Source organism: Photobacterium rosenbergii (assembly GCF_033022775.1).
GTDB lineage: Bacteria > Pseudomonadota > Gammaproteobacteria > Enterobacterales > Vibrionaceae > Photobacterium > Photobacterium rosenbergii_A.
This window is the reverse complement of the sequence record NZ_JAWJZI010000009.1, coordinates 1-24,902: the sequence shown is the minus strand read 5'-3', so window position 1 is coordinate 24,902 and position 24,902 is coordinate 1. Positions and strand designations below refer to the sequence as shown.

The following is a 24,902-nucleotide window of genomic DNA, read 5'->3' as shown; positions in this document are numbered from 1 at the left end:
TAAATATTCCAACTTTAATGAGGATTTTCTTATGAACCGCAAGACAACCAAAGCTAAATCCACCACTAAGCAAGCGACCGAATCTACCGGGCAACAAGCCGCACCTGAACCAACGACCGGATCGGGACAAGAACAAGCCGCCAACCATCAACCCAAGCCCCCTAAGGCTACGCCAAACAAGCAATCTGATGTACCTGTAGATGATCCATTCGAGAAGGTAGTGCTCAGTGGCAAGGGCAAGAAGCTCAGCCCGAAGACACAAAACCATGTCTTCTTCGAAGTTGCCATCAACAAGGGTGACGACAGGCTCTACCTGCGTTTAAGCAGGAATGAAGGCGGGGGACTTCACAGCAAACGCTGGCTGCTTGTTGATGATGTGATTGTCGTACTGGATCAACAGAAACCAAAGGTGCCATTCAAGTCAGTAGCGCTTCGTGACCTCTACGGCGGCGGTAGTGCGAACAATGCAGGGTTTCTTGCTGCGGCGTTGCGGTCTAAAGATCTTGGCTTAATCCAGGCTAGCGACAAGAGCCCATTTCTTCATGTGCTCAACCCTGATTACGAAGCCGCTAAGGCCAAGTTGTTGGCACTATCCGGTAAGTAACTCAGCACCGCATAATTTCAATCCATAGCACCACCGCTACACCACCTTCCCTTTAAACAATCCCAAAGTGAACGCATTATGAAACTATACATCGACAAGGATGGTTTGTGCCGTCCAGCATCCGCACGCCTTATCGAAGCCTTAAACCAAACGCTGGGTGAAAAGACCTATTTACCAAGCAACAGCATGGCTATCGTGTTCAACTTTCGAGATGTTACTTACTCTGCTGACCGAGGTGGCTTTCACCCTGTGGAGATAAGGCTGTCTCGTCTGCTGAACGAATGGTTGATCGATTACATCACCGATTTCAGCTACCAAGGTTACCCCCAACCTGAACTAGCGAAAGAGGTGGACTTTGATTTCAGCACACGACAAGCCATGGTTGCTGGACTAGGGGCTGCACCATTTGATGAACCTGACGTGTTGGACTTCTACCAGTTGTGGGAGTCCAACTTCCTGACTTATCTGGACGAGGGATGTTTTACCGAGATCGAGGTTGAGGTTGCTTGACCGATTTCGTTGGCCGAATCCGGATATAGACCAGAAGGAAGGTACCGAAAGGCAGTAGCTCAGAGGGGCAGTCCATAGGTGCTTACGCAGTAAGTGCTGATGGATCGCCTCTTTATATCTGCTGTTGTTTTTCAACGGATACCGCATCCCTAGTGCCTGTTTGAGCGGCAGGTGGGTAGTGTATCTGAAATGTCGGCCTGTTTGCTTGGAGGACGGCTCAGATTGGTACATCTGATGGCGAGAGCGATGAAATACCCGACGTGAGTCTGATAACCATGCTTGCTGGAGCTGGCTAATAAATCCCGATTCTGGAGCGAGGTCGTATTAATTCCCCCAGTGCCAATTTGAGATAAAGGCGCTTGTTACCGACGTGGTAACAAGCACTGATATGACTGGGGAACCATCCGCTGGTTCTGGGTGGGCTTTCCATATGCCCTGCTAACAGACGACGAACGGGGGCTGCAATTTCATGCTATCGTTCTGTCCATGTACCGATTAACCCTTGTGTGGGCTGGGCAATCTGCTCTGAAGGTGAACTCAGATTAATAATATTTATTAATATAATTTTGGTGCAATTCTGCACCTTAGTGTTTTGTTAGCGTTTCCCGCCGAAAAGCTGGGTATTCGCTAACCTTGCATATCTCGCCTTGCTGAGTTCCTTTCATCACCCTGCTGCTTGTCCAATTGGCATTATGGACTAACACCTATCTTGCGTTCCTGTCACGGTTGCCTGTTTATTCAATCACTGGGCTTGCTCGGCAAACCCTTGATTAGAGAAGTGCCACCACAGTGAACTCGTATGGTCAACAGCGGTCACCGCCTCTACCTAGATCCTACGCTAGTAACCACTGCGCCTGTCATCACTGGAAGCCCCTGAGTCACAACCTCACACCGATGTTTGAGCGAATAGCAGAGCTCAATGTAAATAGCATCCGACTGCTAACCCCAACCAACTCACCTGCATACACCAACCTGAGGAGTACAACATGAATCCATTGAAACCCCATACAACTGTGATGGAGATAAATGCCATCGAGATCTCGCCTAAGAACAAGAACGGTAAGCGCAAGGTCACCGTTAAACCTAGCACTCAAGGTGCACTAAGAGGTGCAGCCACTGGCGGCGTTATTGGAGCCCGTTTTGGATTGCCTGGAGCAGTCGCTGGAACCTGTATTGGCGGAGTGCTCGGGTGGGTGCTTGGGCCTGAGGACTGATGGTGAGATCGTGGGTATAGCTCTATAATCTGACCTACTTACCTATATCACAATCATCAACTCAACAGCGCCGCTGTGCTAGCTGTTGAGTTGATGATTGTTAATGATTAGTTAGTCATTTGATGCTCAATCGCCGCAGTTCACACTATCTACTTTTTTTCACGAGTTTGAAGGTCGGCTGTGGGGTGTGCAACTGGATCGTTGGGGTAATATGAGCCACTACAAACACACCGGATAGCGATTGGTAATACCGTGGCAAAAACAAAAAAGATACAGAACGTTCTGGATAAGCAGAGCAAAAAACTTGATCAATCAATCGAGTTCATCGTCGACGAATTGATCGGAAGTACGACATCGCATTTTGATGAACTGCTCGGAGAGGGGCATGCAAGTCCTTTGAAGTATGATGCGGCGACCCTAGAGCCTCTTATGTACTATGTCGATGCAGCAATTGAGGATGTGCGGGTAAACGGTGCAGATTTAATTGACGAAGAATTTTGCAAACTACACGACCTACCGTCACCTGAGCACATTGCTAGCTACAGCGATATTCAAGCACTGTACGTTGCCTTTGTGGTTCCGGAGCTATTTCCCGATGTCGGTGTGCATGGAGATATAGTGGACGAAGAAGTTGCTGAGCAATTCTTGTTTCCTGCATTGGCTAGAAGAAAAGCAGAGCAGGCGCTTTTCGAAGTCAAAAAAATTAGAAAAGTGGCGCGTGCCGGTGGTGAGTTCAATACCGACTTAGCAGTTAAATTAGTTGATGACTTGCACTTTATAGAAGGCATGCTTCTATGCGAACGACAAACGGTTAATGCCGAACCATATGTCAAGCGTCGGGAGCATAAAAAATTAGCAGAAGAGGAATTGGCGAGCAAACGTAGAGCATCCGTCAAAAACTCATCCTCCCATAAAGAAAGTGCAAAAATGCAGCCTTTCTTCAATGAATTTGTAAATCAAGTTCATGTCCTGATGGCGAAGCATGGCGTATTTCAGAAGGTATATGAACGATTCAAGAAGAAGTTAGTAACTTCAAAGTGCTCACTGGATGACTTAGAAGAGGAGATCCGTAAGGAGACCCAGAAGCATTGCTCTCGAGCATTTTCGGTCGGTGCTAGCGGGGCTGTAAGCCCCTTTGATGTCGAGTTGGCTAATTTAGCAGATAAGCTGGATTTCGACATTTGGGGAGCTGACATTAAGCCCGAGGACTTTGAGCTCAGTCGTTCGACCATCAACCGCCATGTAGTAAAAGCCTTGGCAAGCATCAATTAGTTTTGTACCGAACACTTCGCTAGTCCCACTTCGTTAAAGTTCGCCCATTGATTTTTATTAGATATCAGGGGGCGAACATGACCAACACCATTTCTTTTACTAACCGTGCTTTCAGTGAGCATCCTCGACCTGCTAAGGGTGAAGCACCTATCGTGAAGCGCCGCACTGGCGTGAAGCATCAGGTTGTGACCTTTAATCAGGCAACCGTATCATTGTCCATCGACAAGTCCTTTAAAGGACAACGCTTTAAAGAGGTCATCGGCCATTGGCCTGAAATGGGGATCTCAACCTTTGATAAGATTGCCAACAAGCGTATCTCCGAGATCGAACAAGGTCATTACAACAAGGCCGCTGGCTTAATGGTCGGTGACTTCTTCATTGATTATGTGCTGCCGATGATGGAAAGCCGTAACCGCGATATCCGAAGCGTAAAAACTCGCTGGCGTCGTGTGATGCCTTACTTTGCCGATAAGACCTTGGCTTCAGTGTCTCGCCTTGATGTTGAGCAGTTCCTGACTGGGTTGGCTTCCAAGGTTTCTGGAGCTACGGTGAATCGTCACCTATCGCTGCTATCCCGGATCTTCTCTGCTGCGGTTGATCTCGACCTATTGATGAAGAACCCATGTAAGGGCATAAAGAAGTGGCCTGAAGCTAACATCCGTGACCGAATTCTGGATGAGCATGAACTGCGCTACTACATCGAGCATGCTACTGAAATCGATAGCTTCGCATCTCGCGCCTTGCTGGTGAGCCTTTTCCTTGGGCTTCGTATTGGCAATGTCATCGATATCACTCGCGACATGATCAGTGACGACTTCACAATGCTTTCTCTACCAATGACGAAGAATGGGCGAGCTTATCGTATTCATATTAACGGGCCAGCACAGCGACTGCTGAAGGCCTGCGCCGTTGATTCTTGGAACGAGTGGTTATTCCCGTCTGAGGTCAAACAAGGCAAGCACATTGCTCACCCTCGTTCGTGCCATGAAAAGCTGCGGGATTTCGTCTTAAAGTGTACTGGTGGGACTGATGGCTTTACCATCCATGACTTGCGCCGCACCTATGCAAGCCGCCAGTTGCAGCTGACTGGTAATGCTCGCTTGGTGCAGCAGAACTTGTTCCATCAAAGCGTGACGACCACTGAGCGTTATGCTTTCCACCAGAATACCCAGCTGTCTGAGGCAAGTGATATGACTGCTCTATCGATGCTCGCCAGTAATAATGGTATGTGGGCGGGTACCGCTGCAGGGGAGGCCGTAGCGTGAACGATGTGATCTTGACCAAGGAAGACCTAGCTCAACGCCAGAAACGTAGCGTCGAGTCCATCACGACTGCATGCTCCCGCAATCCGGAGTCACTGCCACCGTTCTTTAAACTGGGGCCAAACCGTAACAGCCCGATACGCTTCCGTCTTGAGGACGTGATTGCCTGGGAGCTTGCTCAGATGGAGAAACAGCAACTGGATCAGAAAGCGCAGCAGAAGCGACTGAAGCCTCGCTGGGATATTTAAACCTACTAGCTTGCCGACATTGCAACAGAGCCCGAGGACGCATGTTCTCGGGCTTTGTTGCATCTAAGCCTACCAAATCTGCGAATTCATCTAACTCGTACTTTTTTTGCACTGAACACCTGAAATTCCCCACCCACTTACTATGCACTCACTCCTTCGGGGCTGAGGGATAAAGCGGTTTCGACTGCATGCCATTTGGCAATTGAAGAGGCGGATCTTTTTGTACCGAACAATATCGATATACGAAATCCGTAATCTGCACCCAGTCCTCATTGAGGAGTAAGCAGCACCAACTTGCTGCTGGCGGTAATGGCACCGCCATTACCGCTCTTTAACAATTTATTTAATGGAGATTTTAAGATGTCTAAGTCTATGTTTTTTCGCACTGTTAATGGCGCTGTAAACCTTGTAGCCTCTGAAACCGTTCTCTATGACGAGCAAGCCAACATTCTGTTGGTATTGGGCAAAGGTTGCTCTCTGCTTCGCTACGACAATAGTGATAAAGCTGAAGACCTGTTCAAACAGTTGAAGGGCAAGGTTAAGCCAGAGCCGAAGCAGTGCATCAAGATGGAGAACGGTGGTTTCATCAACATCGAAGCGATCAAGGACATTCGTTTGTCCGAGAAGAGTGGTTCGCTGTTGGTGTCTGGCACCAATGACAAGTTGTTGCATATTTTCGACGCCGAGCACCATACCAACCTTGAGGGTTTGCGTGATGTTCTGGTTGACGGACTCATATCTGCGAACGACGGAAAGGCAATGCCAAAAGTTGATTGGGCGCTATACCACGCTTAATGGCGCTGATGGCTGTATCGAAGGCTCCTACGGGAGCTTTCTTCTTTCCTGGAGGATATGAAAATGCAAGAGCAAGCTAATTGGAATAATGCCGCTGAAACCGAGACTGTAACTGGATGGCATGATGCAGCGAACGACTCTGAAGTTGTTTCGTCATGGGAGAACGAGAGCGTAGAAGGATGGGAAGCCGAAGGTAGCAACGATGTGACCTTTGAGTCTATCCAGCCTCGCCGCCCTTATGACCCTAAGGACAACGTATTCAAGTTGCCACGTGGGCTTGTAACTGAAGCTCACCCTATTGTGGCGATAGATACCGAGTACACGGCATCAGCCTGTGGTACCGAGAACAACATTCTGAGTTATCAGTTTGCGATTCGATTTAAAGGGCAGATGACAACATTGATTCTGTATCCAGACAATCACCGTAAAGGCGGTCGTCTGGATCTGGATCACTGCTTAGTGCAAGCCATTGAGCATGCCATTACCGAAGGGGTACTTGAGTGTTGGCCTGAGATGGTCATCGCTTGTGCTCACTTCCTGCGAGCGGATTTGTTTAACTTCAATAAAGCCTTTTCTGGCGTTCAAGAAGCAGTAAACAGCGTCCGTAAGACGGTTGTATCACTTGATAAGGCGTATGGCGTGGACGTTGAAAAGGTGAGCTGCCGTCGTATCGACAAGCAACCAATCAAGGTCTGGGATAGCAACCGCAATAGTCGTCATCTGTTGTTGCAGTGGTACGACACCATGCTGCTTTGCCCAAACGGGAAAAGCTTGGCTGATGTGGGTGAGCTGCTGGGGCTTTCTAAGTTGGAGATCCCGGCTCCCTATTCAATCGAGCGCATGGATGAGTACCTGGAGGCTGACAAAGCGGGCTTTGAGGCTTACGCCTTGCGTGATGCTGAAGTTGCTGCGCTTCACATGGAGCGAGTCATCGAGTTCTGCGCGAGTCTAGGGATCAAACGGGTTCCATTCACCATAGGTGGTATTGCTGTTAAGGCATTTACCGAAACTCTGAGTGACCCCAAGGCTTATCGCCGACTGTTTGGCTTTGAAGAGGTAACTAAGGAAATTTGGCCTGAAGGCCGCAACCAGCCTTTAACCATCACTTCCGATGTTGCCTGTGATGAACGATTGATACTGGAGGACTTCGCTACCCGCTGTTACCACGGTGGGCGCAATGAGAGCTTTGTCTCTGGCCCTACTGCTGAGGACACTTGGAACGACTTCGATGCTCCGAGCTGTTACACCTCGATCCTTATCGGCTTACGTCAGTTGGATTATGACAACATGTTCATGACCCACAATCTGAAAGAGCTGTTCGGTGACAAGTGTGCACTAGCCCGAGTTAGCTTCAAGTTTCCAGCTGGAACTCGCTTCCCATCACTGCCTGTAAGAACCGAGTCCTTTGGCCTCATCTACCCGTTGGAAGGTGTGACCTACTGCACTGGGCACGAGCTAGAGGTTGCCTATAACCAAGGCGCTGAAATCACTGTTAAACAGGGGTTTGTCGTACCGTGGTTAAATCAAGCTTCGATCTTTGAACCGTTTATGCAGTGGGTACGACAGCAACGCCTTGCTCACGAAAAAGGTAGCTTTGACGAGCGCCTGTTTAAGGAGTGTGGGAACAGCGTATACGGTAAGCTGGCGCAAGGGTTACGCCGTAAAACCTCATTTGAGGTCGAAAGTGGCCTGAATAAGCCGCTGCTGCCATCGACGCTGACCAATCCCTTCTTTGCTGCTTATACCACTGGTCTGGCTCGTGCTTTGATGTCTGAAATGCTTAATGGCGTACCAAGTCACCGCACGGTGGTATCGGTTACAACGGATGGCTTTCTGACAGACGCTGAACTTGATGAGATCAACTTGTCTGGCCCGATTAGCAACCGCTTCCGTGGCTTCTTTCATCGTATTGATCCAAATGGCGGTGAGATCTTAGAGCTGAAGCACCGAGCATCCCAGCTCATTGCGATGAAGACTCGAGGACAGTTAACGGCCAAACAATCTAATGGGTACGCTGAGGTATTGGCTAAGGCCGGAGTCAAGACACCTAAAGGTGAAACTGACCCCAATGCTTTCATGGTTAACCTTTACCTCAATCGAGTTCCTGGACAGTTAACCGATGTGTCCCATTTGACTTCCACGCGGGAGATGTTCCTTGGCCGCAAGGATATGTTGATGAAAGAGAAGGAAAGCCGTCTGAACCTTGAACCTGACTGGAAGCGTCGTTTGGTTAGTCCTCGTATGCAAAGTGTTCGTAACACCGAGCATATTGCTTTTGAGTCAATGCCGTTCCAGAACGTTGACGAGATGATGTTTAATCGCCTTCGTTTTGACCGCTGGCGACTGAATCATTGTCTGAAGACGATGGATGACTGGCACAACCTGGAAGACCGTATGGCGATGGCTGAGGCACTTTCTGAGGCCAAGCTGACCAAGGTACGCATCAAAGCTGAAGAGCGCTCTGATGAACTGATGCGCCGCTTATTCCTGCGATTCTATGCCCGCAAGAGTCACGGTCTTGAAGGTGCCACGCTTAATGCTAACCAGCTTGCTAAATGGCTGACTGACGAAGGCTATGTCACCAAGGCAACTGCGGTTCGTGGAGCCAAGCGCCAAAAGCTTGTTGAAGCCGCAGTGCCGATAACGGCGCATACGTTGAAGCTGCTGGGGGTCATCCGCTCTCGCTTTCCGGAGTTCAACTACGAAGCGATGTTCCGCAAGTCAGACTTGCCGCTTCTGCGTTCATTCGTAGAGCTTTGCTCGTAACACGTTATTCCTCTTAGCCCTTGTCTGGCAAGGGCTTTCTTTTGGTGTGCAACTGATGCGTTGGGGATACCAATACCGGTTGTGCACCACACCTAAAACCTCTCACTGCTGCATCGTTCAGGTGCAGGAATAATTTATAAAATTAAAAGGAGCCGATCATGGCCAAAAAATACTTTTATGCCGCTATCAATGACAATGAAGCTCGCATTGTTACCACATGGGATGAATGTGCAAAAATCACTCAAAATAAGCGAGGTGGGCATAGCAGGAAGTTCTTGAACCGTGCTGATGCCGAAACCTACTTGTTTGATAAAATTGATGAAAGAGACAAGCGAAAGCAAAGAGCTAAGCCAAAGCGCAATCGCATCTATGGATCATCGTCGACACAATGTAAGCCGACGCTTGATCACTTAGCTATTTTCCTTGAGCCAAAAACTGCTGTCATGCCTAAGAAAAAAATTGTCACATTAAGTTGCTCGCTGGGCACGGACGGTAAAGCTTCCAAGATTAAGCTTAGCAATGGTGCATTGCTGGTGGTTCAAACATCTGTTGGTGCCAAGGCCCCGCTGAAACGCCTAGAATTGGGCTACGAAGCGTTAAAGGTGGCAGAGGATACTATAAATGGTGGGGCTGATTTCGTTGAAATAATCGGTCTGGACGACAGTGTGGGGCGTACATTGTGTAAACTGACTCCCGACTGGAAGGGGCGAGGTTGGCTAAATTCTACTGGAAAGCAGCCTGCGAATCTTGAGCTTATTAAGCGCATGTTCGACTTGTATGAGCGGTTCAAAGGCAAGGTGAAACTAGGCCAGAAGCCGACTGAGAATTCCGATATTGATGACCTGCCATTTTGAGGTATTTATATAATGAACTATGCCGCCAGGCAGTATTGAGTTTTGGAAAATATTTGGTCTTGAGAATTTACGTTTTGTAGATGATTTTCTGGCTTGAGTCGATGGCTTGAAAAGTATGTTGATGATGCAGATTTGGAAATGTGTTCAACGGCTGTACGGGCTAGGAAAGTCTTTGTATATTAAAATTAATTTTGAAAGCGCGGTGACCACAATGAGCGTATGCGAAGTGTGGTTACCGCACCCTTTTGTATGTTTGATTTAACGGTTTTGATTCGCCAGAATGGCCTCTATCGCTTTTTCGGTGGCTTTAAGGTAATCAGGTGCTAGGATGTCAACTCCCGCTCTGAAGTGGCTGAGAATGAGCGTCTCTATTGCTGATATCGCAACTTTGTGGTGTGGGGCTGTTGCTTTACTGGTTAGATCTGATGATATGGTAGCGTTTTGTTCTTCTTCGCCTTGCCAGTGAAACGAGATATTGTACAGCCCTAAAGATAATGTTTGTTCTTTCATCTGCTGCCTTTGCTTTCTTCCGGAAGAATTTGGAAATCAATTATATATTATTGTTTTGTAGTCACTATTAATAGCAGAGGTTTTATATGTCTAAATTTGAATTGGGTGCATATACCATCGGAGATGCTCCTCAATACCTTGCTGATGAAGGTGTTGAATTAGCTAAGAAGTACTTTGATGAGCAAGATATTGATATGCTTGTGTGCTTTGAAGCATATGAGCGTGATCAGAATTCAGATCTAGGAAGACACTGGTTGGCAGCTGAACGTGAAGCGAACCGCGTGCTTGCTGGTGATGGCCGTTATGATAATTCGATGGTAGTACTTGAGGCTGTTGAGTTGGAGAGCTAACCATATATTTGTGTACTTCATATAAATTCCCCCTAGTATCGCTGATCTAGCTGCTGGTGGCGTTATAGGTAGATGTGCCACGCTATTGAGTGACAAACTCCGGCGAGAAAGAACAAAAGGTGAAGTGCTTGAATTGTAGCTGAATGAGGTTAGTGTGAAGTTGACGAAGATGCTTTGTCTGAGCTTTATGATATTGTATGCCTTAGAACCTTGAAGGGAGCAGCTGCGTTATGTGACTGCTCCCTTTTTTCTTGTCTGCGATTTGTGTCTGAGGCCCTTCGGCGGCGGTTAATTCATGGGGTTTACATTCATATTTTTTGGGGTAATACCGCAGAAATACGACATCTATACGCTTGTTGTGGTGATCTAGTAAGGAATTTGATGGCGGATTCTAGTCAGAGCTGACATTCGGTTAACTGTAAAGTGAATTGATGAAACGCCGAGTATTTTAAGGGTAACAAAGAAAGAAAAGCTCTTGCACTTGAATTAGCCTACTGTAATCCCTATATGTATAAGTACTGTTTATTTGTACATATGAGCGAGGTTGGAATGGAGTCGGGAGAAAGCGTCATGTTTCTTGTTAAGCTGATTGCTGCTGTACTTGGTGTAACCATTGCGTTCTTTAAGCTGCATGCACTGTTTGAATCAAAGACTAAGTTGCGTGCTGAATTTGAGTTTGCGAAGAAATTCTTTAACTCACTGAATGAAAAGGAAAGCAATGATAACTCCTCTTATACGGAGGCTTTGGGGTATAGGGCGTTGATGGGTAATAAGAACGCTCCTATTGATGAAATTAAGTATGTTCTTGAACTGGACAATGCTGTTGATAGGTTAAAAGACTATCAGAGAGCGTTCAATAAAGTAAAAGCAAGTGCCCATACACATCCAACAAACCAAGTAATGACAAAGAAATTCAGGTTGGCGAGGAGATACGATGGTCCTTGGAGAGTGAAAGTATTTTCTATCTTCTTCGCAATCTCATATGGGGTGCTTGCTTTGATTGCTATGGCTCCGCTTCTTTTTAGAACGATGTTTGTTGAGGGGAGTATTGTGGGGCAGATATTGTGGGTGGCCATTTTTGGATTCTACTCTGCCTTGTTTTTAAATGAGTATCATCAATTAGTAGCTGCTAAGCGTCTAGTTGAAGCGTCAGAAAAACACATTCCGAAAAGTAAGAAAAAAGAATCTGACTTAGCTGAAAATCTGTCTCTTTAGTTTTAAGGAAAATGGGGTGGCGAGGACTTACGTTGGTTTTTTGTGATCTTTTTCTATAACTACTTACTAATTCAGAGTGACCGAGCTAGGGCATGTCTCTGGCTCATTTTTTCATCGGTATTGGGGGCACTAATGATTGGTGTATACCGGACCCGTACTTTGTGAAGCGTGGTTAATTTGGCCATTACAGGTTGGTGGTAGGGTATTTATATCTTTATTAATAATCCCCAGTACAACAGCCGCTAGCGGCTGTTGTACTGGGGATTATTAATTAGTTAGTAGTAACTCACACTAAATCTGAAGTTCAGCCCGACAGCTTGAGGAGTTGTTGAGCCATATCAGATTTTTGGCTGTAAGTGACTTTGAGAGGTTGCGTGTCGTTGATGATTTTCCTGCTTATGTAGATGGCTTGAAGAAGCTTGCCGAGGATGCTTGTTGCTTGAGAGAGGGGAACTATTTGGATTTCATATTTTCTTGAAGTCAAGGTTTAATATTGGGAAAGGAGTAGTTCCAGATATTTCACATGACGCTGCACCACTAATAAGCCAACATTCGATGTAATCTAGTAATTCATCAATAGTAAAATCTTTGGAGTGTTTGATTGCGCACTCCCATACAGTTAAAACCCGCCATCCATCATTTTTTAACTTTAAGCTTGATTTGCTGTGGTTCTCTTTATTTTTTCGAAACTTACCTTTCCAGAATTCAGGTTGTGATTTTGGTATTGATGCGTATTTACAACTTTCATGGTTGTGCCAGAAGCAGCCGTGAATAAAGATTACTGCCTTATACTTTGGAAACGTTAGATCGGGCTTCCCAGGGAGGGTATTGTCATGCAGTTTATACCGAAAGCCTTTTGCAAAGATTAGCTTGCGGAATTCGACTTCTAGCTTGGTGTTTTTTGACTTATACAGTCGCATGTTGGGCATGGGCTAATCATGCTTTAAAATGAATGTATATTGTTAATTTTAGGCTCAATCGACGGCAAAGTATGGTTCAGCTTAATGAATTTTTGTCTCTAGGCGAGTCCATTTCTTTCATAAAACAATGGGCGCTTGTTGTTTGAATGTGACTTACTTTTCTAACTGATGTGCCTTGATTGATGCATATTAGTCAGGGTTTATCTGCTTGCGTTGATGTCAGATTTTGAGCTTCTACTTACAAAAAGAGGCAAAATCGACTAGAATTCCTAGTCCACTTAGTGCTGTATAAAAGTACAGGTGTAAAAATAAGCATCATTGAGAGCATGCCCCATGTATGAAGATCTAGTTGAATATATCGCCAGTCAGACAATATCTCATAATCCAGAGTTGAAAAGTGAAGCTGAGTTGTTGGCTGCTGTTACACATTGGCTTAATAATGAAGAAATTAACTTTCACTTTAAAACTGAAGAGTTAGTTGATTTATGGGAGACGTGTGTTTTAGTTTTTTGTCGCGAGCGTAACGTCGACTTAGAGCAAGTTCTTGCTGAAGTGAGGTTTGCTCCTGATGCTAACGAATTTACTTTCATCGATCTTTTTGCTGGTATTGGTGGTTTTAACCTTTCGCTTCAGCGTAATGGGGGACGCTGTGTTTTTTCCAGTGAGTGGGATAAAGCAGCTAAGAAGACCTACTTTAAGAACTACGGAAAGGTGCCGTTTGGTGATATCAATCAGTTTACAGGTGAAGGTATAAGCGAAGAACAACTAGATGGCTTAATCCCAGACCATAGTATTCTTGCTGGTGGTTTTCCTTGTCAGCCTTTTAGTCATGCTGGTGTTTCCGCCCGAACAGCCTTAGGTTTGGCTCATGGTTTTGATTGTGATACTCAGGGTAACTTGTTCCACTCGATCGCAAAAATTGCCTACGTTAAGCAACCGAAAGTTGTGTTTATGGAAAACGTAAAGAACTTGGTGTCGCATAATGATGGGGAAACCTATGAGGTCATCAAAAAGACAATGACGACTCTTGGTGATGATAATCCAGACAAGCACAGTTACGTTTTCTTCGATTCTATCATTAATTCCCAGACCGTAGTTGCGCAACGAAGAGTTCGGTGCTTTATGGTATGCATCCGTGAGGATATATGGAATGCGAATGGGCAAAGAGATTTTGTTTTTCCGGCTTTTGATGGTGAGCCTATTCCACTGCGACGGGTAACTGAACGGACGACAGAAGAAGAAGCTGAAGAGTACACAATCTCTGATAAGTTATGGCAAGGGCATAAAAACCGTACACAACGTAATTTGGAGCGTAATACTGGTTTTACGGCTCATGCTGCAGACCTAAATCGTCCGTCAAATACCATCGTTGCAAGGTATGGTAAGGATGGAAAAGAGTGCCTTATTCCACAAGAAGGGAGGAATCCTCGTAAACTTACTCGCAATGAGTGCCGACAGTTATTTGGGTATCCTGAAGACTTTTGGATTCCGGAGGCTAAAACTCCAGCGTATAAACAATTTGGTAACTCTGTAGTTGTGCCTGTAGTGGAGAGGATTTCTGCTGCAATTATTGAATATTTACGACAGTAGTTAGTCGGAATAGGTAGGTGTAGAATTCTGCCTACCTATTCATTAAATTTGTTTTTTATTACTTTTAATCATCGATACCGTAGTAAGACATCAATTGCTCTAGTGATACTTCGATACCCGCCTGGACTAGCAGCTCTTGCCTCTGACGAAATATATATTCAACCATCCCTCTTTGGACTTTCACTTCTGCATGATGAAATTGCCGGTGGCAGTTAGGGCAAAGAACTACAATATTTTGTGGTACATCTAGCGAGTTTTCAAAATCGCTTTGGAACGCCATCGGGATGAGGTGGTGGCACTCGACGTAAGGCTTTAATGTTGCTTTTGAAATGAACGTGGGGTGTTTATTGTCATATTCACAGTTGTATTTCGCGATGGCTATTGCTTGAGATGCTATTTTGGAATCGCGAGGTGCTCTTAAGCTCGAAACTTCAATGGGTTGCTTGGCCAACTGTTTTAAAATTTCACCTTGATAAAGGTAATCCTCATCATCAATTGATTCTATTGTTTCTATGATAACCTTAGTTTTCTTATCATTTTCTTCTAGTTGGTTCCAGTTATCAGTTTCGAGGTAACCAATCGTCAGTAATTCCTGATTTGGTGATTTGAAGACAAACCAAGTATGTCTTTCATCTGGTGCAAACCCTTGTCGTTTAGCCATGTAGAGCCGTAATTCACTTTTTTTCGGCTTGGGAAAAACCAGTTTTAGTTCAATAACTCTGTTTTCGTTAAAGAAATAAAATTGCTTCGTAGCAAGTTCTGGATTAGTCCCAGCAGCTCCCGTATGAATGTTCTCTTCACCAAAGTGCTGTACGAATAGTTCTACTTCATGATCCGTTAATGTGATCTGTCTCTTTTTGGCTTCATCTGCACTTGTAATATCCGAATAAGCGCCATCTGTTGCTGCAAAGTGCTGTTTGTGCTGGTCAGTGAAACGCATAATAAAATCCTACTTATCAATGGTCCGGAGATTGTTGATTAAACTCCGGACTATTGTGGTTTACGGGTCCGGAGTTGTCAAGCTTTTTGCCGGACCTTGGGTTGGGCTAGAATTTGAAAAAGTAGACACAGCTGTGGAATAAACAAGGTCTTGGGTTGTAGTGGCAGGTGTGCTTAATGCGAGAACTCGCTCTCGAATTATGTGGGCTATAAAATCAAAGAATACCAAACCTGAGGTTTGTATCAGAAAAATACTGTGCAGCTTGGTGTTTCTGGATTAGATGGATGATGAGGGATTAGTTTGTCATTATCGTACTGGTTTATTTGAAAGGTTTGAGACGTGTTTATATGGGTGTTTGCCCATCTTTCTGATGGGCATTAAAGCTGAAGTTATTATATCGTTATCACTTCTCGGTCTGTGATATTTAGTGCAAAGGTCTTTTTGTCATTAAGAAGAAGGGACTCAAACCACTCTGGAGGTAGCTCCTGAATGAAGCCCTCTCCTCCAACTAGTAAACGTGAAGTGATATACCATTCTTCATCACAAAACGGGTTACAACCTTCTGCGTAATCAATGTTATTTTTAGGACATGGATTGTCTATTTTTGAGTGCACTATGAGGAAGACTCCTTGATTGTGCACTAACGAAATAGTTGCTTCAGATGGGCTAGAAGAAGTTGAGCCTAAGGGGCGGGCCATTTAGGTGAGCAATGCGTGCTAAGGCAATCCAAGATTATCCAAGTTGGTGAGCTAATAAATCCTACTAGATCCAAATGTTGATAGCGCTTGCAAAGTTGGAGCAGCGGATTCAAAATCCGCCGGTGAATAACTGTGCCGGTTCAAGTCCGGCCCCGGGCACCATTTTAAACAACAAAGCCTCGACGAAAGTCTGGGCTTTGTTGTTTCTAGCGAATAGAAATTACTTACTCTCAGCTTTAGCCTGTGTCTTTATAGTTTGCTAAATAGTGTTGGCTCGGTATCTGGGGTCCAGTCGGACTGAGAGATATGTGCAGCATTAACCACATACTTCATGCCTTTATATGTCACTACGTCGCCTTGATTGTAGCTAACGTTCACTGTCTAGGTAGTGCGCGGCATGCTATTAACCTATAGACTCGATATCGGTGATGGTGCCCAATCAGATTGCGCCGTGTGATCCGCCGTTGCCCTGTATACAGGGCCGTCTTCGAACAGGAAGTTATGGGTCAGAATGATAACCTTATGGGTATGCAGTGGCGTTTTACATGGGATAGTGGCATCGATTGTCCTGTCATCGGAAGATCGAGAGTTCCTTTGAGGGCGGGCGGACTGTACAGTGAGTGAGGTCGCTGCAACAACCCCGAGCATAGTAATGACAATAAATTTTTTTTCATAATATGTTACTCCATATCTTATTAGTTAATAACAATGTTTATTACAGCCTTTTGCTGAAAAGGTATTGGTAATAGCGATAAAGCATGGGGCTATTAACGTGTTAAGTTTTCATAAATGTCTATCTGAACATTATGCTCATGAGATGCCAATTGTATTGATTGTTTTATCATTTACTCTTTATTTCAAATGTTTCAATTTGACTTCAAAATCATGATGCTTTCTTTTTATTCCATTACTTTTATTCTGATAATTTATTTATTGTAATTTCGGTCGTATTTTGATCTATGAAATGGGATTCTCTTCACACTTAATGCAACCGGTTGCGCTTTCGTTTTTTTGTTATGTTGGCTAATATTTAATTGTCGTTTTTAAGTGTTAAAAATGAATCTTGGAGAGAGTGATGAAAAAGATTTTGTTGTGTTGTAGTGCGGGAATGTCAACCAGTATGCTGGTTCAACGAATGACGAAGGCTGCAGAAGCTCGTGGGATTGATTGCCAAATCGAAGCACAGGCCGTAACAGCTTTTGATGATGCAATACAATCCTTTGATGTTTGCTTGCTTGGACCTCAGGTCCGTTTTCAGCTTGAAGAGTTGCGAAAAACGGCCAGTTTATATGGCAAGCCAATTGATGCGATCTCTCCAATGGCATACGGGATGATGAAAGGTGAGGAAGTTCTCGAACAGGCTTTATCCCTAATTCCCGAATAAATTTAATAATTACCTCTTACCTAAAAGAAAATAATAACGGGACTCAATACATCCTGCACATGTTGTGCAGGACGGATTGCTACGTTTTAAATAAAGGAATATCTATATGAAATTTTACGATAAGCTCATGGGGTTTGTTGAAAACAAAATAGCCCCCATAGCTGTAAAGGTCGGTTCGCAAAAACATGTAAGGGCAATGCGTGATGGGTTTATTACCGCTATGCCGTTTATTATTGTGGGTAGCTTTTTATTAATTCTAGCTTTTCCTCCTTTCGCGGAAGATACACAAAATGGTTTTGGCCGAGCTTGGCTGGATTTTGCCGGCAAAAACTTTGACATGATTATGATGCCTTACAACATGACGATGGGGATCATGACCGTCTTTGTTTCGATGGGTATAGGCTATAGTCTTGCACGCGCCTACCAGATGGACGGTATCACTAGTACCTGTTTGTCTTTGATGTGCTTTTTGTTGGTCGCAGCCCCAGTTAGCGAAGGCGGACTTCCTACCTCGCACATGGGGGGAACAGGGATTTTTACTGCGGTTATCAGTGCGTTCTATTCCGTTGAACTGATCCGTTTCCTCAAAAAGCACAACATCACTATCCGTTTGCCTGAACAGGTACCACCGGCGATAGCGCGTTCTTTCGAAATGCTGATCCCTGTGCTGGTTGTATTCATGACGGTTTACCCGCTCAGCCTATTTGTTCAGTCTCAATACGATATGCTGATCCCTGATGCTGTGATGCAGATGTTTAAGCCATTGATCAGTGCTTCTAACTCTTTGCCTGCAATCATTGGTGCCCTGTTAGTTTCCCAGCTGCTGTGGTTTGCGGGTATTCATGGTGCGGCTATTGTGGTCGGTCTGCTCTCTCCGATCTTCCTGACCAATATTGGTGCCAACATCGAAGCATTTGTTGCCGGTGAGCCCATTCCGAATATCTTTACTCAGCCTTTCTGGGATTTCTATATCTTCATCGGTGGTTCAGGTGCGACCTTGGCGCTAGCTATCCTGATGGTCTTCAGCCGCTCGGTTCACCTGCGTAGTTTGGGCCGGATGAGTGTGGTTCCGGGGTTCTTCCAAATCAACGAACCCATTATTTTTGGTACACCATTGGTACTTAACCCAATGCTATTTGTGCCTTTCGTATTTGCACCAATTATCAATGCGGTTATAGCGTATGTAGCGGTGCATTCCGGTCTTGTCGGCATGGGCGTGGCAACAACGCCATGGACAACACCGGCCATTATCGGTGCTTCGTGGGGAGCCGGATGGACACTTGCTCCCGTCCTGTTGGTTATCGGACTTCTGATCCTTGACCTGTTTATTTACTTGCCATTCTTCAAGATGTTTGAAAAGCAATTGCTTGAGCAAGAAAAAGAAACGGCTGCTCAGAAGGAGAAGGAAAATGCACCTATTGGTGAGGGTGCAACTGCTTAATGATAGTGCTGCGGGCCTCTTGGCCCGCAGTGTTGAATGTTTTGTTATGAAGGAGAGACTGATGGATCAGGAATCAGTAGTAATGGAAATTATTATCAATGCCGGTGAAGCTCGAAGCTTATGTTACGAAGCCTTGGCCAAGGCGCGTAAAGGGGAGGCATTGGAGGCTAAGGGGCTACTCAAACAAGCGAAAGAGTGCCTTAACCGTGCCCACTTGATCCAGACCCAGCTTATTGAAGCCGATCAGGGAGAGGGCAAAGTAAAAATGACCTTGGTAATGGTGCATGCCCAGGATCATCTGATGACGACCATTCTTGCCCACGAGTTGGCTACAGAAATGGTTGCTATGCATGAAAGGTTGTCTGAGAAATAAGGACGTATTATGACCAAATCACTTAAGCTGGCCATTATTGGGGGCGGGAGTAGCTATACACCAGAGCTTGTAGAAGGTGTATTGAAACGACTCGATATACTCCCGGTAACAGAAATGCATTTTGTCGACATTGAGGCGGGCAAAGAAAAGCTCGAGATCATTGAAGGACTGACTCGGCGGATGGTTGAAAAAGCCGGCGCAAACATTGAGATCAAGGCATCACTGGATCGCAGGGCGGCGATAGCAAATGCTGACTTCGTCATGACCCAGTTTCGAGTGGGGGGATTGCAGGCAAGGGCAAATGATGAACGTATTCCCATTAAATATGATGTGATTGGTCAGGAGACGACAGGGCCGGGTGGTTTCGCCAAGGCATTGCGGACGATTCCGGTAATACTGGATATTTGCAAAGATATTGAAGAGTTGGCGCCCAATGCGTGGATGCTGAACTTTACTAACCCTGCAGGTTTAGTCACTGAAGCTATTCAGAAATATACCCAAGTCAAATCCATTGGCTTGTGTAATGTCCCGGTATCGATGCAGATGATGATTGCGGAGATGATGGCGTGCCCTCCGGAGAAACTCTCGCTTGAATGTATTGGCTTGAACCATCTAGTGTGGGCTCACCGGGCATGGGTCGATGGCCAGGATGTGACTGCTGAGGTGCTGAAAAAAGTGGGTGATGGCCAGAATTTCAGTATGAATAATATTTTTGAAGAGCCTTGGGACCCAGATTTTCTTAACGCTTTGGGGGCTATTCCTTGCCCATACCATCGCTATTTTTATCAGGTTGATGCTATGCTGGCTGAAGAAAAGGAGTCAGCACGCGATGGCGGGACCCGGGCCGAGCAGGTCATGAAAACCGAAGCAGAACTGTTCGAGCTTTATCGTGACGAAGAGCTGGCTGAAAAACCCAAGCAACTTGAAATGCGCGGTGGGGCTTACTATTCCGATGCGTCACTGAATCTGGTCGATGCAATTTATAACGATCGCAAAACGATCCATGTGATCAATGTAGCGAATAACGGCACGATCTCGAGTTTGCCCGATGAAGCCGTAATTGAATGTAGTGCGGTAGTTGGCAGTTGGGGAGTGCGTCCACTGGCTGTTGGTAAGCTTAGCCCTGCAATCACAGGCTTGATCCATCAGGTCAAGGCATATGAACAGCTTGCGATTGAAGCGGCTGTTGAGGGTAGCTACAACAAAGCCTTCATGGCATTGTCCAGCAACCCATTGGTGCCAGATATTACTCGAGCGAAAGCAATTCTCGATGATATCCTGCGCACGAATCATGATTACCTGCCAAATTTTGCTTAATTGTCTGTTAGATATGCGGCAGGACCATTCTGCCTGCCGCAGAGTAAAAAGAGGGAACTTATGCATGTAATTTTCAATGCGGATGACTTTGGCCTGACCCGCGGGGTTAACCTTGGGATTGGACAGGCCTGTCTACATGGAGTGGTTCGCTCAACAACAATGATGGTGGGGATGGCGGCAGAGCAGCACGCGTTGCAGGTTGCAGCAGCCCAGCCATCTCTGGCGATAGGGCTGCATTTACGATTTACTGCGGGCATGCCCGTGACCGCTGCAGCGAGCTTAGTCGGCAACGACGGCCATTTCTTGGCGAAGGAGCTCTTCTGGCAAAGACCGGCATTTAAAGAGCGTGAAATAGCTGATGAAGTGATCGCGCAGATTGAACATTTCCTGGCAACAGGGTTAACGCTCAGCCATGTTGACAGCCACCATCATGCTCACATGCATCCCAAGCTGTTGCCTGTTATTGAAGAAATTGTGGCGGGATACCAAGTGCCGCTGCGTGGGAGCGTGAATCAAGGAAAAGACTATGTGTTCAGTCAAAACTTTTATGGTGATTCACTGAGCTTAGATAAGCTGCTTGCCATTATTGGGCAATATCGCGGTCAGTGTGATGTGTTGGAAATAATGTGCCACCCTGCCTACATTGATCAGCCCTTGCTTGAGTCGAGCGGTTATGCCATACCGAGGGCTATGGAGTTGGAGATCCTCACCGATGTGAGATTGAAAGAGGCATTGGATCTATGGGGAGTGAAAGTCGGAAGCTTTCATTCTCTGAAGGCGTAAATTTTTTCCTCATTTAACCCAAATAGCAGTTGCCAGTAGCGCATTCGTTCCCCCTAAAGAGTTTTGGTGCATCCTACTGGCAACTTGCTATATGTTGAGAGCTGAATATTAAAACGCTCGTTAATCACTTCATGTACCAATTAAATCACTTTATAGTCGCTAGCGAGATATGATGAACCAATAATATGGTTGGAAATTAATGGTGAAGGAGGAGAGGCAACTGCCATGGCAAGTATAAAAGATGTTGCAGCATTGGCTGGTGTCCACCGCTCGACAGTATCGCGGATCATAAACGGAGAAGGTGTCTTTCGTTCCGATACCAAAAGGAAAGTCGAGCAGGCAATGGCAGAGCTAAATTATCGGCCAAGCGCTATTGCCCGTTCGTTGGCAACAGCTTCATCCAATATGACTGGTTTGCTTGTCACCTATTACACAGGTGGATTCTTTGGCCAAATGATGGAGCAGGTACAGGCAGAGCTGGATTTGCATAAAAAGTTTCTGATCACCGCTCAAGGGCACCACAGCGCAGAAGGTGAGCGGGAAGCGATTCGCCGGTTTCATGCCCTCCGGTGTGAAGGATATGTCCTCAATAGTCGCCACTTGAGTGACGATGAATTGAGGGAGCTTGCTCAGGAACCTACTCCTTTTGTGATCCTGGACCGGGTGGTTGAAGGTTTAGAGTCACGCTGCATTACTTTTGATCATACTCTGGCGGCAAAAATGGCGGTGGAGCATTTGATAGAGCAGGGGCATCGCCACATTGGTTGTATCACCGGTCCTCTAAGTCGTCCAAGTAGCCACCTACGCCTACAAGGTTATAAAGAAGCTTTGCACCAATCGGCGATTAGTTTTGAACCTGCGTTTTGTGCTGAGGGAGACTACGGCAGAAAAAGTGGTTATTTAGCGGCGGAGCAACTTTATCGCTCTGCACCATCAATGACGGCATTGTTTTCATGCAGTGAGGAAATGACCCAGGGGGCATTGCAATATCTTCATGAGCACAATGTAAAACTGCCACAACAACTATCCTTGATAAGTTTTGACAGTATAGAGCTTTGTGATGCGCTTTATCCGCAGGTGTCGTCGGTTCACTTTCCTATTAGTCAAATGGCTCAAACCGCCGTTGAACTTCTGATGTGTCAAATCAACCAAACGGAATGCTCTATCACGAAGCACTTTGTACCGGAGTTACGCCTTCGACAGAGTATAAATAAACAGGCTATCCCTGAAGTATGATTTCTGATGCTCTCAAGTAATTGATGAGAATCTACTCAACAAAGAAATGATGCTATAAGCTGGTGGTGCTGTTTTGAACGTATTGATTGCGTACCATGCACTTGCAGGGTGGTTTTGATAAGATAGAAAAAAATGATTGTCTATCAGGCTGATATACGTATAATGAGCCGCATCTGCCCGGGTGGCGAAATTGGTAGACGCAGCGGATTCAAAATCCGCCGGTGAATAACTGTGCCGGTTCAAGTCCGGCCCCGGGCACCAACTTCAAACAACAAAGCCTCGACGAAAGTCGGGGCTTTGTTGTATCTGCACTTAAGCAAAGTGAACGTGCCTCTCATATATTACCATCCAAGCTGCCTCTGTATAAAAGATTGCCTATAGTGGCACCCTCACTGAAACGATCTGGAATATAGGCGATGCCATCAGGGAGAGAGCCAAGCCCGGCTATCATTGTTATTGAGCTGATAAAGCAGCAGATTAACCAGCAAGTCTGGCTTCCGGGCGAGCGGATCCCGTCGATTCGCAAGATGAGCCAGTTGCAGTCCATCAGTCCAATGACGGTAATGAAAGCCTATGAGCAACTAGAGCTCGACGGCTGGATCTATGCCAAACCCAAAAGTGGTTTCTTTGTCTCACCGCATTTTAACCAGCTCCTCCCCACGCCACCGCAGCAACCACAAGTCGTCAACCAGTCGATCAACATTAACCGTCATGTTTTTGAAGTGATGAGGGCCATCAAGCAACCGGATGTGATCCCGTTTGGTTCTGCGTTTCCTGATCCTGCTTTGTTTCCTATGCCGACATTAGGCAGGTTGTTAAGTCGCGCGGTGAAAACGATGCCATACGACAGTGGCATTACTGATTTAGCGCCCGGGTGCGAGTCTTTGCGCCGGGCTATCAGCCAGCGATACGCCAAAGCTGGTATTAATGTTAGTGCAGAGCAAGTTGTCATCACCTCCGGTGCGACAGAAGCGCTCGGTTTGGGCTTGGCGGCAGTGACACAACCCGGTGATATGGTCGTTATTGAGTCACCAGCTTTTTATGGTGCCTTGCAAGCTATTGAAAGGCTTCATCTCAAGGCCGTAGAGATCCCAGTTTGCCCCGCAAAAGGTTTAGGCACGAAAGCCCTGGCCAGCTGCCTTGAGCGCTATCCGATAAAAGCTTGCTGGTTGATGAGTAATTTCCAGAACCCAACAGGAGTGAGTCTTGCTTCCGAGCAGCAACGTGCTGTGTATGATCTGCTTGCTGCGAGAAACGTTGCCATCATAGAAGACGATGTGTATGGCGAACTCTATTACGGGATGCATAAGCCACCTTGTTTCAAGTCTATAGATAGTGAAGGACTGGTGATCCACTGCTCCTCTTTTTCTAAATCCCTTGCCCCTGGTTTTCGTGTCGGTTGGGCGCTAGCTGGCAGGTTTGCCCAGCAAGTTACCGAACTACAGTTTATGTCGACGCTTTCAGCGCCAGTACCAAATCAACATGCAATTGCCAGTTATATTAAGGAAGGGGTATATGACAGTCATCTGAGGCAATTACGCAGAACTCTGGTAAAGAGACAGCAGCAGATGATAAAAGCAATATATCAATTGTTTCCCGCCGGAACGACAGTAACTAAATCGGATGGTGGTTATTTTGTCTGGGTGGTTCTCCCATTTGATCTAGATAGCTCCGAGTTACTCACTCTATTACTTGAGCGTTATCGTATCAGTATTGCACCGGGCACACTGTTTTCCTCAGGCAAGCAATACCGGCATTGCATTCGTATCAACAGTAGTTATGAACTGACCGCTCAGAACTACGAAGCGCTCAAAGCCCTAGCAAAATTGCTCAGTAGTCATAAGCAATAAACTGTTTAGCCGTTTTTAAGGTTAACTGTGCTACCCACTTTCTTACTTTCTCCTGTTCAATATTGATTTATTGCGTAGATAAAGGAGAGCAGTATGAAGAGGAAAGCCAATCGGGTTGAGCTGAAATTGATAGGTGTCGCAATAGCGTGCGCATTGTTGTTGGTATTTGGTCATCTCATCTTGGCCAAACAGCTAATTGAATATGCTTGGGTTGAATATACAGCCGCGGGGATTCCCTTTCTATTGTTCGCTATTGCTGCTTGGGCAATACGCTATACCTTACGATTGTAGCAGAAAAGCTAGGTTTTCTTATGGAAAGCCTTAGCTCAAACAGAGTGGCTTGTAGGGATTTTATGCGCAAAACAGAGCGATTGCCTGTTTGTTGAGCGCTTGATTAATTTAAATGAAATAATTGCATTTTGGCTATTGCCAATGTGATCGAAGTCTCTATAATGCCACCTCACTGACACGGAGCACGGCAACTTAAGCCGCTAACCAATCAGTATTGTTCTTTAACAATTTGACCATGCAATCTGTGTGGGCACTCGTGAAATGATAGTCAACAAAAGAATTATCAATGAAACTGAGTGACCAAATCGATACTTAGGTATCGGCACAGTCAATTCATTCATTACTTCGGTAATGGATTAACAGTATTCATTGAGCCGCTATTTATTTAGCAGCAAATCAAATTTTAATTGAAGAGTTTGATCATGGCTCAGATTGAACGCTGGCGGCAGGCCTAACACATGCAAGTCGAGCGGCAGCGA

At 45.8% G+C, this 24,902-nt stretch carries 25 protein-coding genes, 1 tRNA gene, 1 rRNA gene and 1 pseudogene; 23 read left to right on the top strand and 5 right to left on the bottom strand.

Annotated elements, in window-relative coordinates:
* The first annotated feature begins 31 nt into the window (after nt 1–31).
* From R2X38_RS18475 to R2X38_RS18435, 9 genes are all read left to right on the top strand, one after another.
* Nucleotides 32–604, top strand: a complete 573-nt coding sequence (locus R2X38_RS18475) for a hypothetical protein (RefSeq protein WP_317523802.1) — start codon at nt 32–34, stop codon at nt 602–604.
* A gap of 78 nt (nt 605–682) precedes the next feature.
* The gene (locus R2X38_RS18470) at nt 683–1,114 is read left to right on the top strand and encodes a DUF2787 domain-containing protein (protein ID WP_317523801.1); all 432 of its coding nucleotides are present in this window, start codon (nt 683–685) and stop codon (nt 1,112–1,114) included.
* Nucleotides 1,115–2,100: 986 nt separating this feature from the next.
* On the top strand, nt 2,101–2,328 hold the full coding sequence (locus R2X38_RS18465) for a hypothetical protein (protein ID WP_317523800.1): 228 nt from the start codon (nt 2,101–2,103) through the stop codon (nt 2,326–2,328).
* A gap of 252 nt (nt 2,329–2,580) precedes the next feature.
* Nucleotides 2,581–3,600, top strand: a complete 1,020-nt coding sequence (locus R2X38_RS18460; RefSeq protein ID WP_317523799.1) for a hypothetical protein — start codon at nt 2,581–2,583, stop codon at nt 3,598–3,600.
* A gap of 77 nt (nt 3,601–3,677) precedes the next feature.
* Nucleotides 3,678–4,865: a tyrosine-type recombinase/integrase gene (locus R2X38_RS18455; RefSeq protein WP_317523798.1), complete on the top strand. Its 1,188-nt coding sequence runs from the start codon at nt 3,678–3,680 to the stop codon at nt 4,863–4,865.
* Nucleotides 4,862–5,110 (top strand): hypothetical protein, encoded by a 249-nt coding sequence (locus R2X38_RS18450; RefSeq protein ID WP_317523797.1) that lies wholly within the window; start codon nt 4,862–4,864, stop codon nt 5,108–5,110. Before R2X38_RS18455 ends, R2X38_RS18450 begins: the two co-directional genes overlap by 4 nt.
* Nucleotides 5,111–5,470: 360 nt before the next feature.
* Nucleotides 5,471–5,905 (top strand): hypothetical protein, encoded by a 435-nt coding sequence (locus R2X38_RS18445; RefSeq protein ID WP_317523796.1) that lies wholly within the window; start codon nt 5,471–5,473, stop codon nt 5,903–5,905.
* A 63-nt stretch (nt 5,906–5,968) separates the two neighbouring features.
* Entirely contained in the window at nt 5,969–8,671 is a 2,703-nt protein-coding gene (locus tag R2X38_RS18440; protein WP_317523795.1) for a hypothetical protein, read from the top strand.
* Nucleotides 8,672–8,829: 158 nt separating this feature from the next.
* Nucleotides 8,830–9,525, top strand: coding sequence for a viroplasmin family protein (locus R2X38_RS18435; RefSeq protein ID WP_317523794.1), 696 nt, complete (start codon nt 8,830–8,832; stop codon nt 9,523–9,525).
* 258 nt (nt 9,526–9,783) lie between these two features.
* Here R2X38_RS18435 and R2X38_RS18430 read toward each other — a convergent pair whose 3' ends face one another.
* Nucleotides 9,784–10,035 (bottom strand): hypothetical protein, encoded by a 252-nt coding sequence (locus tag R2X38_RS18430; protein WP_317523793.1) that lies wholly within the window; start codon nt 10,033–10,035, stop codon nt 9,784–9,786.
* Between the two features lie 86 nt (nt 10,036–10,121).
* Between R2X38_RS18430 and R2X38_RS18425 the strand changes: the two genes are divergently transcribed.
* Nucleotides 10,122–10,385, top strand: coding sequence for a hypothetical protein (locus R2X38_RS18425; protein ID WP_317523792.1), 264 nt, complete (start codon nt 10,122–10,124; stop codon nt 10,383–10,385).
* A 570-nt stretch (nt 10,386–10,955) separates the two neighbouring features.
* Nucleotides 10,956–11,600 carry a hypothetical protein gene (locus R2X38_RS18420; RefSeq protein ID WP_317523791.1) on the top strand — a complete coding sequence of 215 codons (645 nt, stop codon included), beginning with the start codon at nt 10,956–10,958 and terminating at the stop codon, nt 11,598–11,600.
* 464 nt (nt 11,601–12,064) lie between these two features.
* Here R2X38_RS18420 and R2X38_RS26820 read toward each other — a convergent pair whose 3' ends face one another.
* Nucleotides 12,065–12,520, bottom strand: a complete 456-nt coding sequence (locus R2X38_RS26820) for a very short patch repair endonuclease (RefSeq protein ID WP_411185530.1) — start codon at nt 12,518–12,520, stop codon at nt 12,065–12,067.
* A 333-nt stretch (nt 12,521–12,853) separates the two neighbouring features.
* Here R2X38_RS26820 and R2X38_RS18415 point away from each other — a divergent pair, with 333 nt between their 5' ends.
* The gene (locus tag R2X38_RS18415) at nt 12,854–14,110 is read left to right on the top strand and encodes a DNA cytosine methyltransferase (protein ID WP_317523790.1); all 1,257 of its coding nucleotides are present in this window, start codon (nt 12,854–12,856) and stop codon (nt 14,108–14,110) included.
* 64 nt (nt 14,111–14,174) lie between these two features.
* Here R2X38_RS18415 and R2X38_RS18410 read toward each other — a convergent pair whose 3' ends face one another.
* Nucleotides 14,175–15,050, bottom strand: coding sequence for an HNH endonuclease (locus R2X38_RS18410; RefSeq protein WP_317523789.1), 876 nt, complete (start codon nt 15,048–15,050; stop codon nt 14,175–14,177).
* A 160-nt stretch (nt 15,051–15,210) separates the two neighbouring features.
* Here R2X38_RS18410 and R2X38_RS26815 point away from each other — a divergent pair, with 160 nt between their 5' ends.
* The gene (locus R2X38_RS26815; protein WP_411185496.1) at nt 15,211–15,330 is read left to right on the top strand and encodes a hypothetical protein; all 120 of its coding nucleotides are present in this window, start codon (nt 15,211–15,213) and stop codon (nt 15,328–15,330) included.
* Nucleotides 15,331–15,442: 112 nt separating this feature from the next.
* On the opposite strand, the gene R2X38_RS26810 is transcribed toward R2X38_RS26815, so the two are convergent.
* Complete coding sequence (locus R2X38_RS26810; protein WP_411185494.1) at nt 15,443–15,748, bottom strand: DUF3085 domain-containing protein; 306 nt, start codon at nt 15,746–15,748, stop codon at nt 15,443–15,445.
* 249 nt (nt 15,749–15,997) lie between these two features.
* A pseudogene (locus R2X38_RS18405) lies at nt 15,998–16,297 on the bottom strand (carbohydrate-binding protein); the annotation flags it as partial.
* Between the two features lie 526 nt (nt 16,298–16,823).
* On the opposite strand from R2X38_RS18405, the gene R2X38_RS18400 reads away from it, so the two are divergent.
* From R2X38_RS18400 to R2X38_RS18355, 10 genes are all read left to right on the top strand, one after another.
* On the top strand, nt 16,824–17,132 hold the full coding sequence (locus tag R2X38_RS18400; RefSeq protein ID WP_317523788.1) for a PTS sugar transporter subunit IIB: 309 nt from the start codon (nt 16,824–16,826) through the stop codon (nt 17,130–17,132).
* Between the two features lie 106 nt (nt 17,133–17,238).
* Nucleotides 17,239–18,573, top strand: a complete 1,335-nt coding sequence (locus R2X38_RS18395) for a PTS sugar transporter subunit IIC (protein WP_317523787.1) — start codon at nt 17,239–17,241, stop codon at nt 18,571–18,573.
* A 61-nt stretch (nt 18,574–18,634) separates the two neighbouring features.
* On the top strand, nt 18,635–18,946 hold the full coding sequence (locus R2X38_RS18390; protein WP_317523786.1) for a PTS lactose/cellobiose transporter subunit IIA: 312 nt from the start codon (nt 18,635–18,637) through the stop codon (nt 18,944–18,946).
* Nucleotides 18,947–18,955: 9 nt separating this feature from the next.
* Nucleotides 18,956–20,263 carry a 6-phospho-beta-glucosidase gene (locus R2X38_RS18385; protein ID WP_411185491.1) on the top strand — a complete coding sequence of 436 codons (1,308 nt, stop codon included), beginning with the start codon at nt 18,956–18,958 and terminating at the stop codon, nt 20,261–20,263.
* 60 nt (nt 20,264–20,323) lie between these two features.
* Nucleotides 20,324–21,046 (top strand): chitin disaccharide deacetylase, encoded by a 723-nt coding sequence (gene chbG / locus R2X38_RS18380; protein WP_317523785.1) that lies wholly within the window; start codon nt 20,324–20,326, stop codon nt 21,044–21,046.
* 225 nt (nt 21,047–21,271) lie between these two features.
* The gene (locus R2X38_RS18375) at nt 21,272–22,282 is read left to right on the top strand and encodes a LacI family DNA-binding transcriptional regulator (protein WP_317523784.1); all 1,011 of its coding nucleotides are present in this window, start codon (nt 21,272–21,274) and stop codon (nt 22,280–22,282) included.
* Between the two features lie 175 nt (nt 22,283–22,457).
* Nucleotides 22,458–22,543: transfer RNA gene (locus R2X38_RS18370), tRNA-Leu, on the top strand.
* Nucleotides 22,544–22,698: 155 nt separating this feature from the next.
* A complete protein-coding gene (locus R2X38_RS18365) occupies nt 22,699–24,132 on the top strand; it encodes a PLP-dependent aminotransferase family protein (protein ID WP_317523783.1) in 1,434 nt (477 codons plus the stop codon).
* A 93-nt stretch (nt 24,133–24,225) separates the two neighbouring features.
* The gene (locus R2X38_RS18360) at nt 24,226–24,423 is read left to right on the top strand and encodes a hypothetical protein (RefSeq protein ID WP_317523782.1); all 198 of its coding nucleotides are present in this window, start codon (nt 24,226–24,228) and stop codon (nt 24,421–24,423) included.
* A gap of 404 nt (nt 24,424–24,827) precedes the next feature.
* Nucleotides 24,828–24,902, top strand: a 16S ribosomal RNA gene (locus R2X38_RS18355); the annotation flags it as partial.

Bases quoted from the DNA above. Each gene is read 5' to 3' on its own strand.
- chbG (WP_317523785.1), top strand. From the start codon at position 20,324: ATGCATGTAATTTTCAATGCGGATGACTTTGGCCTGACCCGCGGGGTT.
- R2X38_RS18365 (WP_317523783.1), top strand. From the start codon at position 22,699: ATGCCATCAGGGAGAGAGCCAAGCCCGGCTATCATTGTTATTGAGCTG.
- R2X38_RS18360 (WP_317523782.1), top strand. From the start codon at position 24,226: ATGAAGAGGAAAGCCAATCGGGTTGAGCTGAAATTGATAGGTGTCGCA.
- R2X38_RS18475 (WP_317523802.1), top strand. From the start codon at position 32: ATGAACCGCAAGACAACCAAAGCTAAATCCACCACTAAGCAAGCGACC.
- R2X38_RS18385 (WP_411185491.1), top strand. From the start codon at position 18,956: ATGACCAAATCACTTAAGCTGGCCATTATTGGGGGCGGGAGTAGCTAT.
- R2X38_RS18375 (WP_317523784.1), top strand. From the start codon at position 21,272: ATGGCAAGTATAAAAGATGTTGCAGCATTGGCTGGTGTCCACCGCTCG.
- R2X38_RS26810 (WP_411185494.1), bottom strand. From the start codon at position 15,748: ATGGCCCGCCCCTTAGGCTCAACTTCTTCTAGCCCATCTGAAGCAACT.
- R2X38_RS18410 (WP_317523789.1), bottom strand. From the start codon at position 15,050: ATGCGTTTCACTGACCAGCACAAACAGCACTTTGCAGCAACAGATGGC.
- R2X38_RS18435 (WP_317523794.1), top strand. From the start codon at position 8,830: ATGGCCAAAAAATACTTTTATGCCGCTATCAATGACAATGAAGCTCGC.
- R2X38_RS18415 (WP_317523790.1), top strand. From the start codon at position 12,854: ATGTATGAAGATCTAGTTGAATATATCGCCAGTCAGACAATATCTCAT.
- R2X38_RS18465 (WP_317523800.1), top strand. From the start codon at position 2,101: ATGAATCCATTGAAACCCCATACAACTGTGATGGAGATAAATGCCATC.
- R2X38_RS18430 (WP_317523793.1), bottom strand. From the start codon at position 10,035: ATGAAAGAACAAACATTATCTTTAGGGCTGTACAATATCTCGTTTCAC.
- R2X38_RS18445 (WP_317523796.1), top strand. From the start codon at position 5,471: ATGTCTAAGTCTATGTTTTTTCGCACTGTTAATGGCGCTGTAAACCTT.
- R2X38_RS18400 (WP_317523788.1), top strand. From the start codon at position 16,824: ATGAAAAAGATTTTGTTGTGTTGTAGTGCGGGAATGTCAACCAGTATG.
- R2X38_RS18425 (WP_317523792.1), top strand. From the start codon at position 10,122: ATGTCTAAATTTGAATTGGGTGCATATACCATCGGAGATGCTCCTCAA.
- R2X38_RS26820 (WP_411185530.1), bottom strand. From the start codon at position 12,520: ATGCGACTGTATAAGTCAAAAAACACCAAGCTAGAAGTCGAATTCCGC.
- R2X38_RS18455 (WP_317523798.1), top strand. From the start codon at position 3,678: ATGACCAACACCATTTCTTTTACTAACCGTGCTTTCAGTGAGCATCCT.
- R2X38_RS18390 (WP_317523786.1), top strand. From the start codon at position 18,635: ATGGATCAGGAATCAGTAGTAATGGAAATTATTATCAATGCCGGTGAA.
- R2X38_RS18420 (WP_317523791.1), top strand. From the start codon at position 10,956: ATGTTTCTTGTTAAGCTGATTGCTGCTGTACTTGGTGTAACCATTGCG.
- R2X38_RS18470 (WP_317523801.1), top strand. From the start codon at position 683: ATGAAACTATACATCGACAAGGATGGTTTGTGCCGTCCAGCATCCGCA.
- R2X38_RS18440 (WP_317523795.1), top strand. From the start codon at position 5,969: ATGCAAGAGCAAGCTAATTGGAATAATGCCGCTGAAACCGAGACTGTA.
- R2X38_RS18395 (WP_317523787.1), top strand. From the start codon at position 17,239: ATGAAATTTTACGATAAGCTCATGGGGTTTGTTGAAAACAAAATAGCC.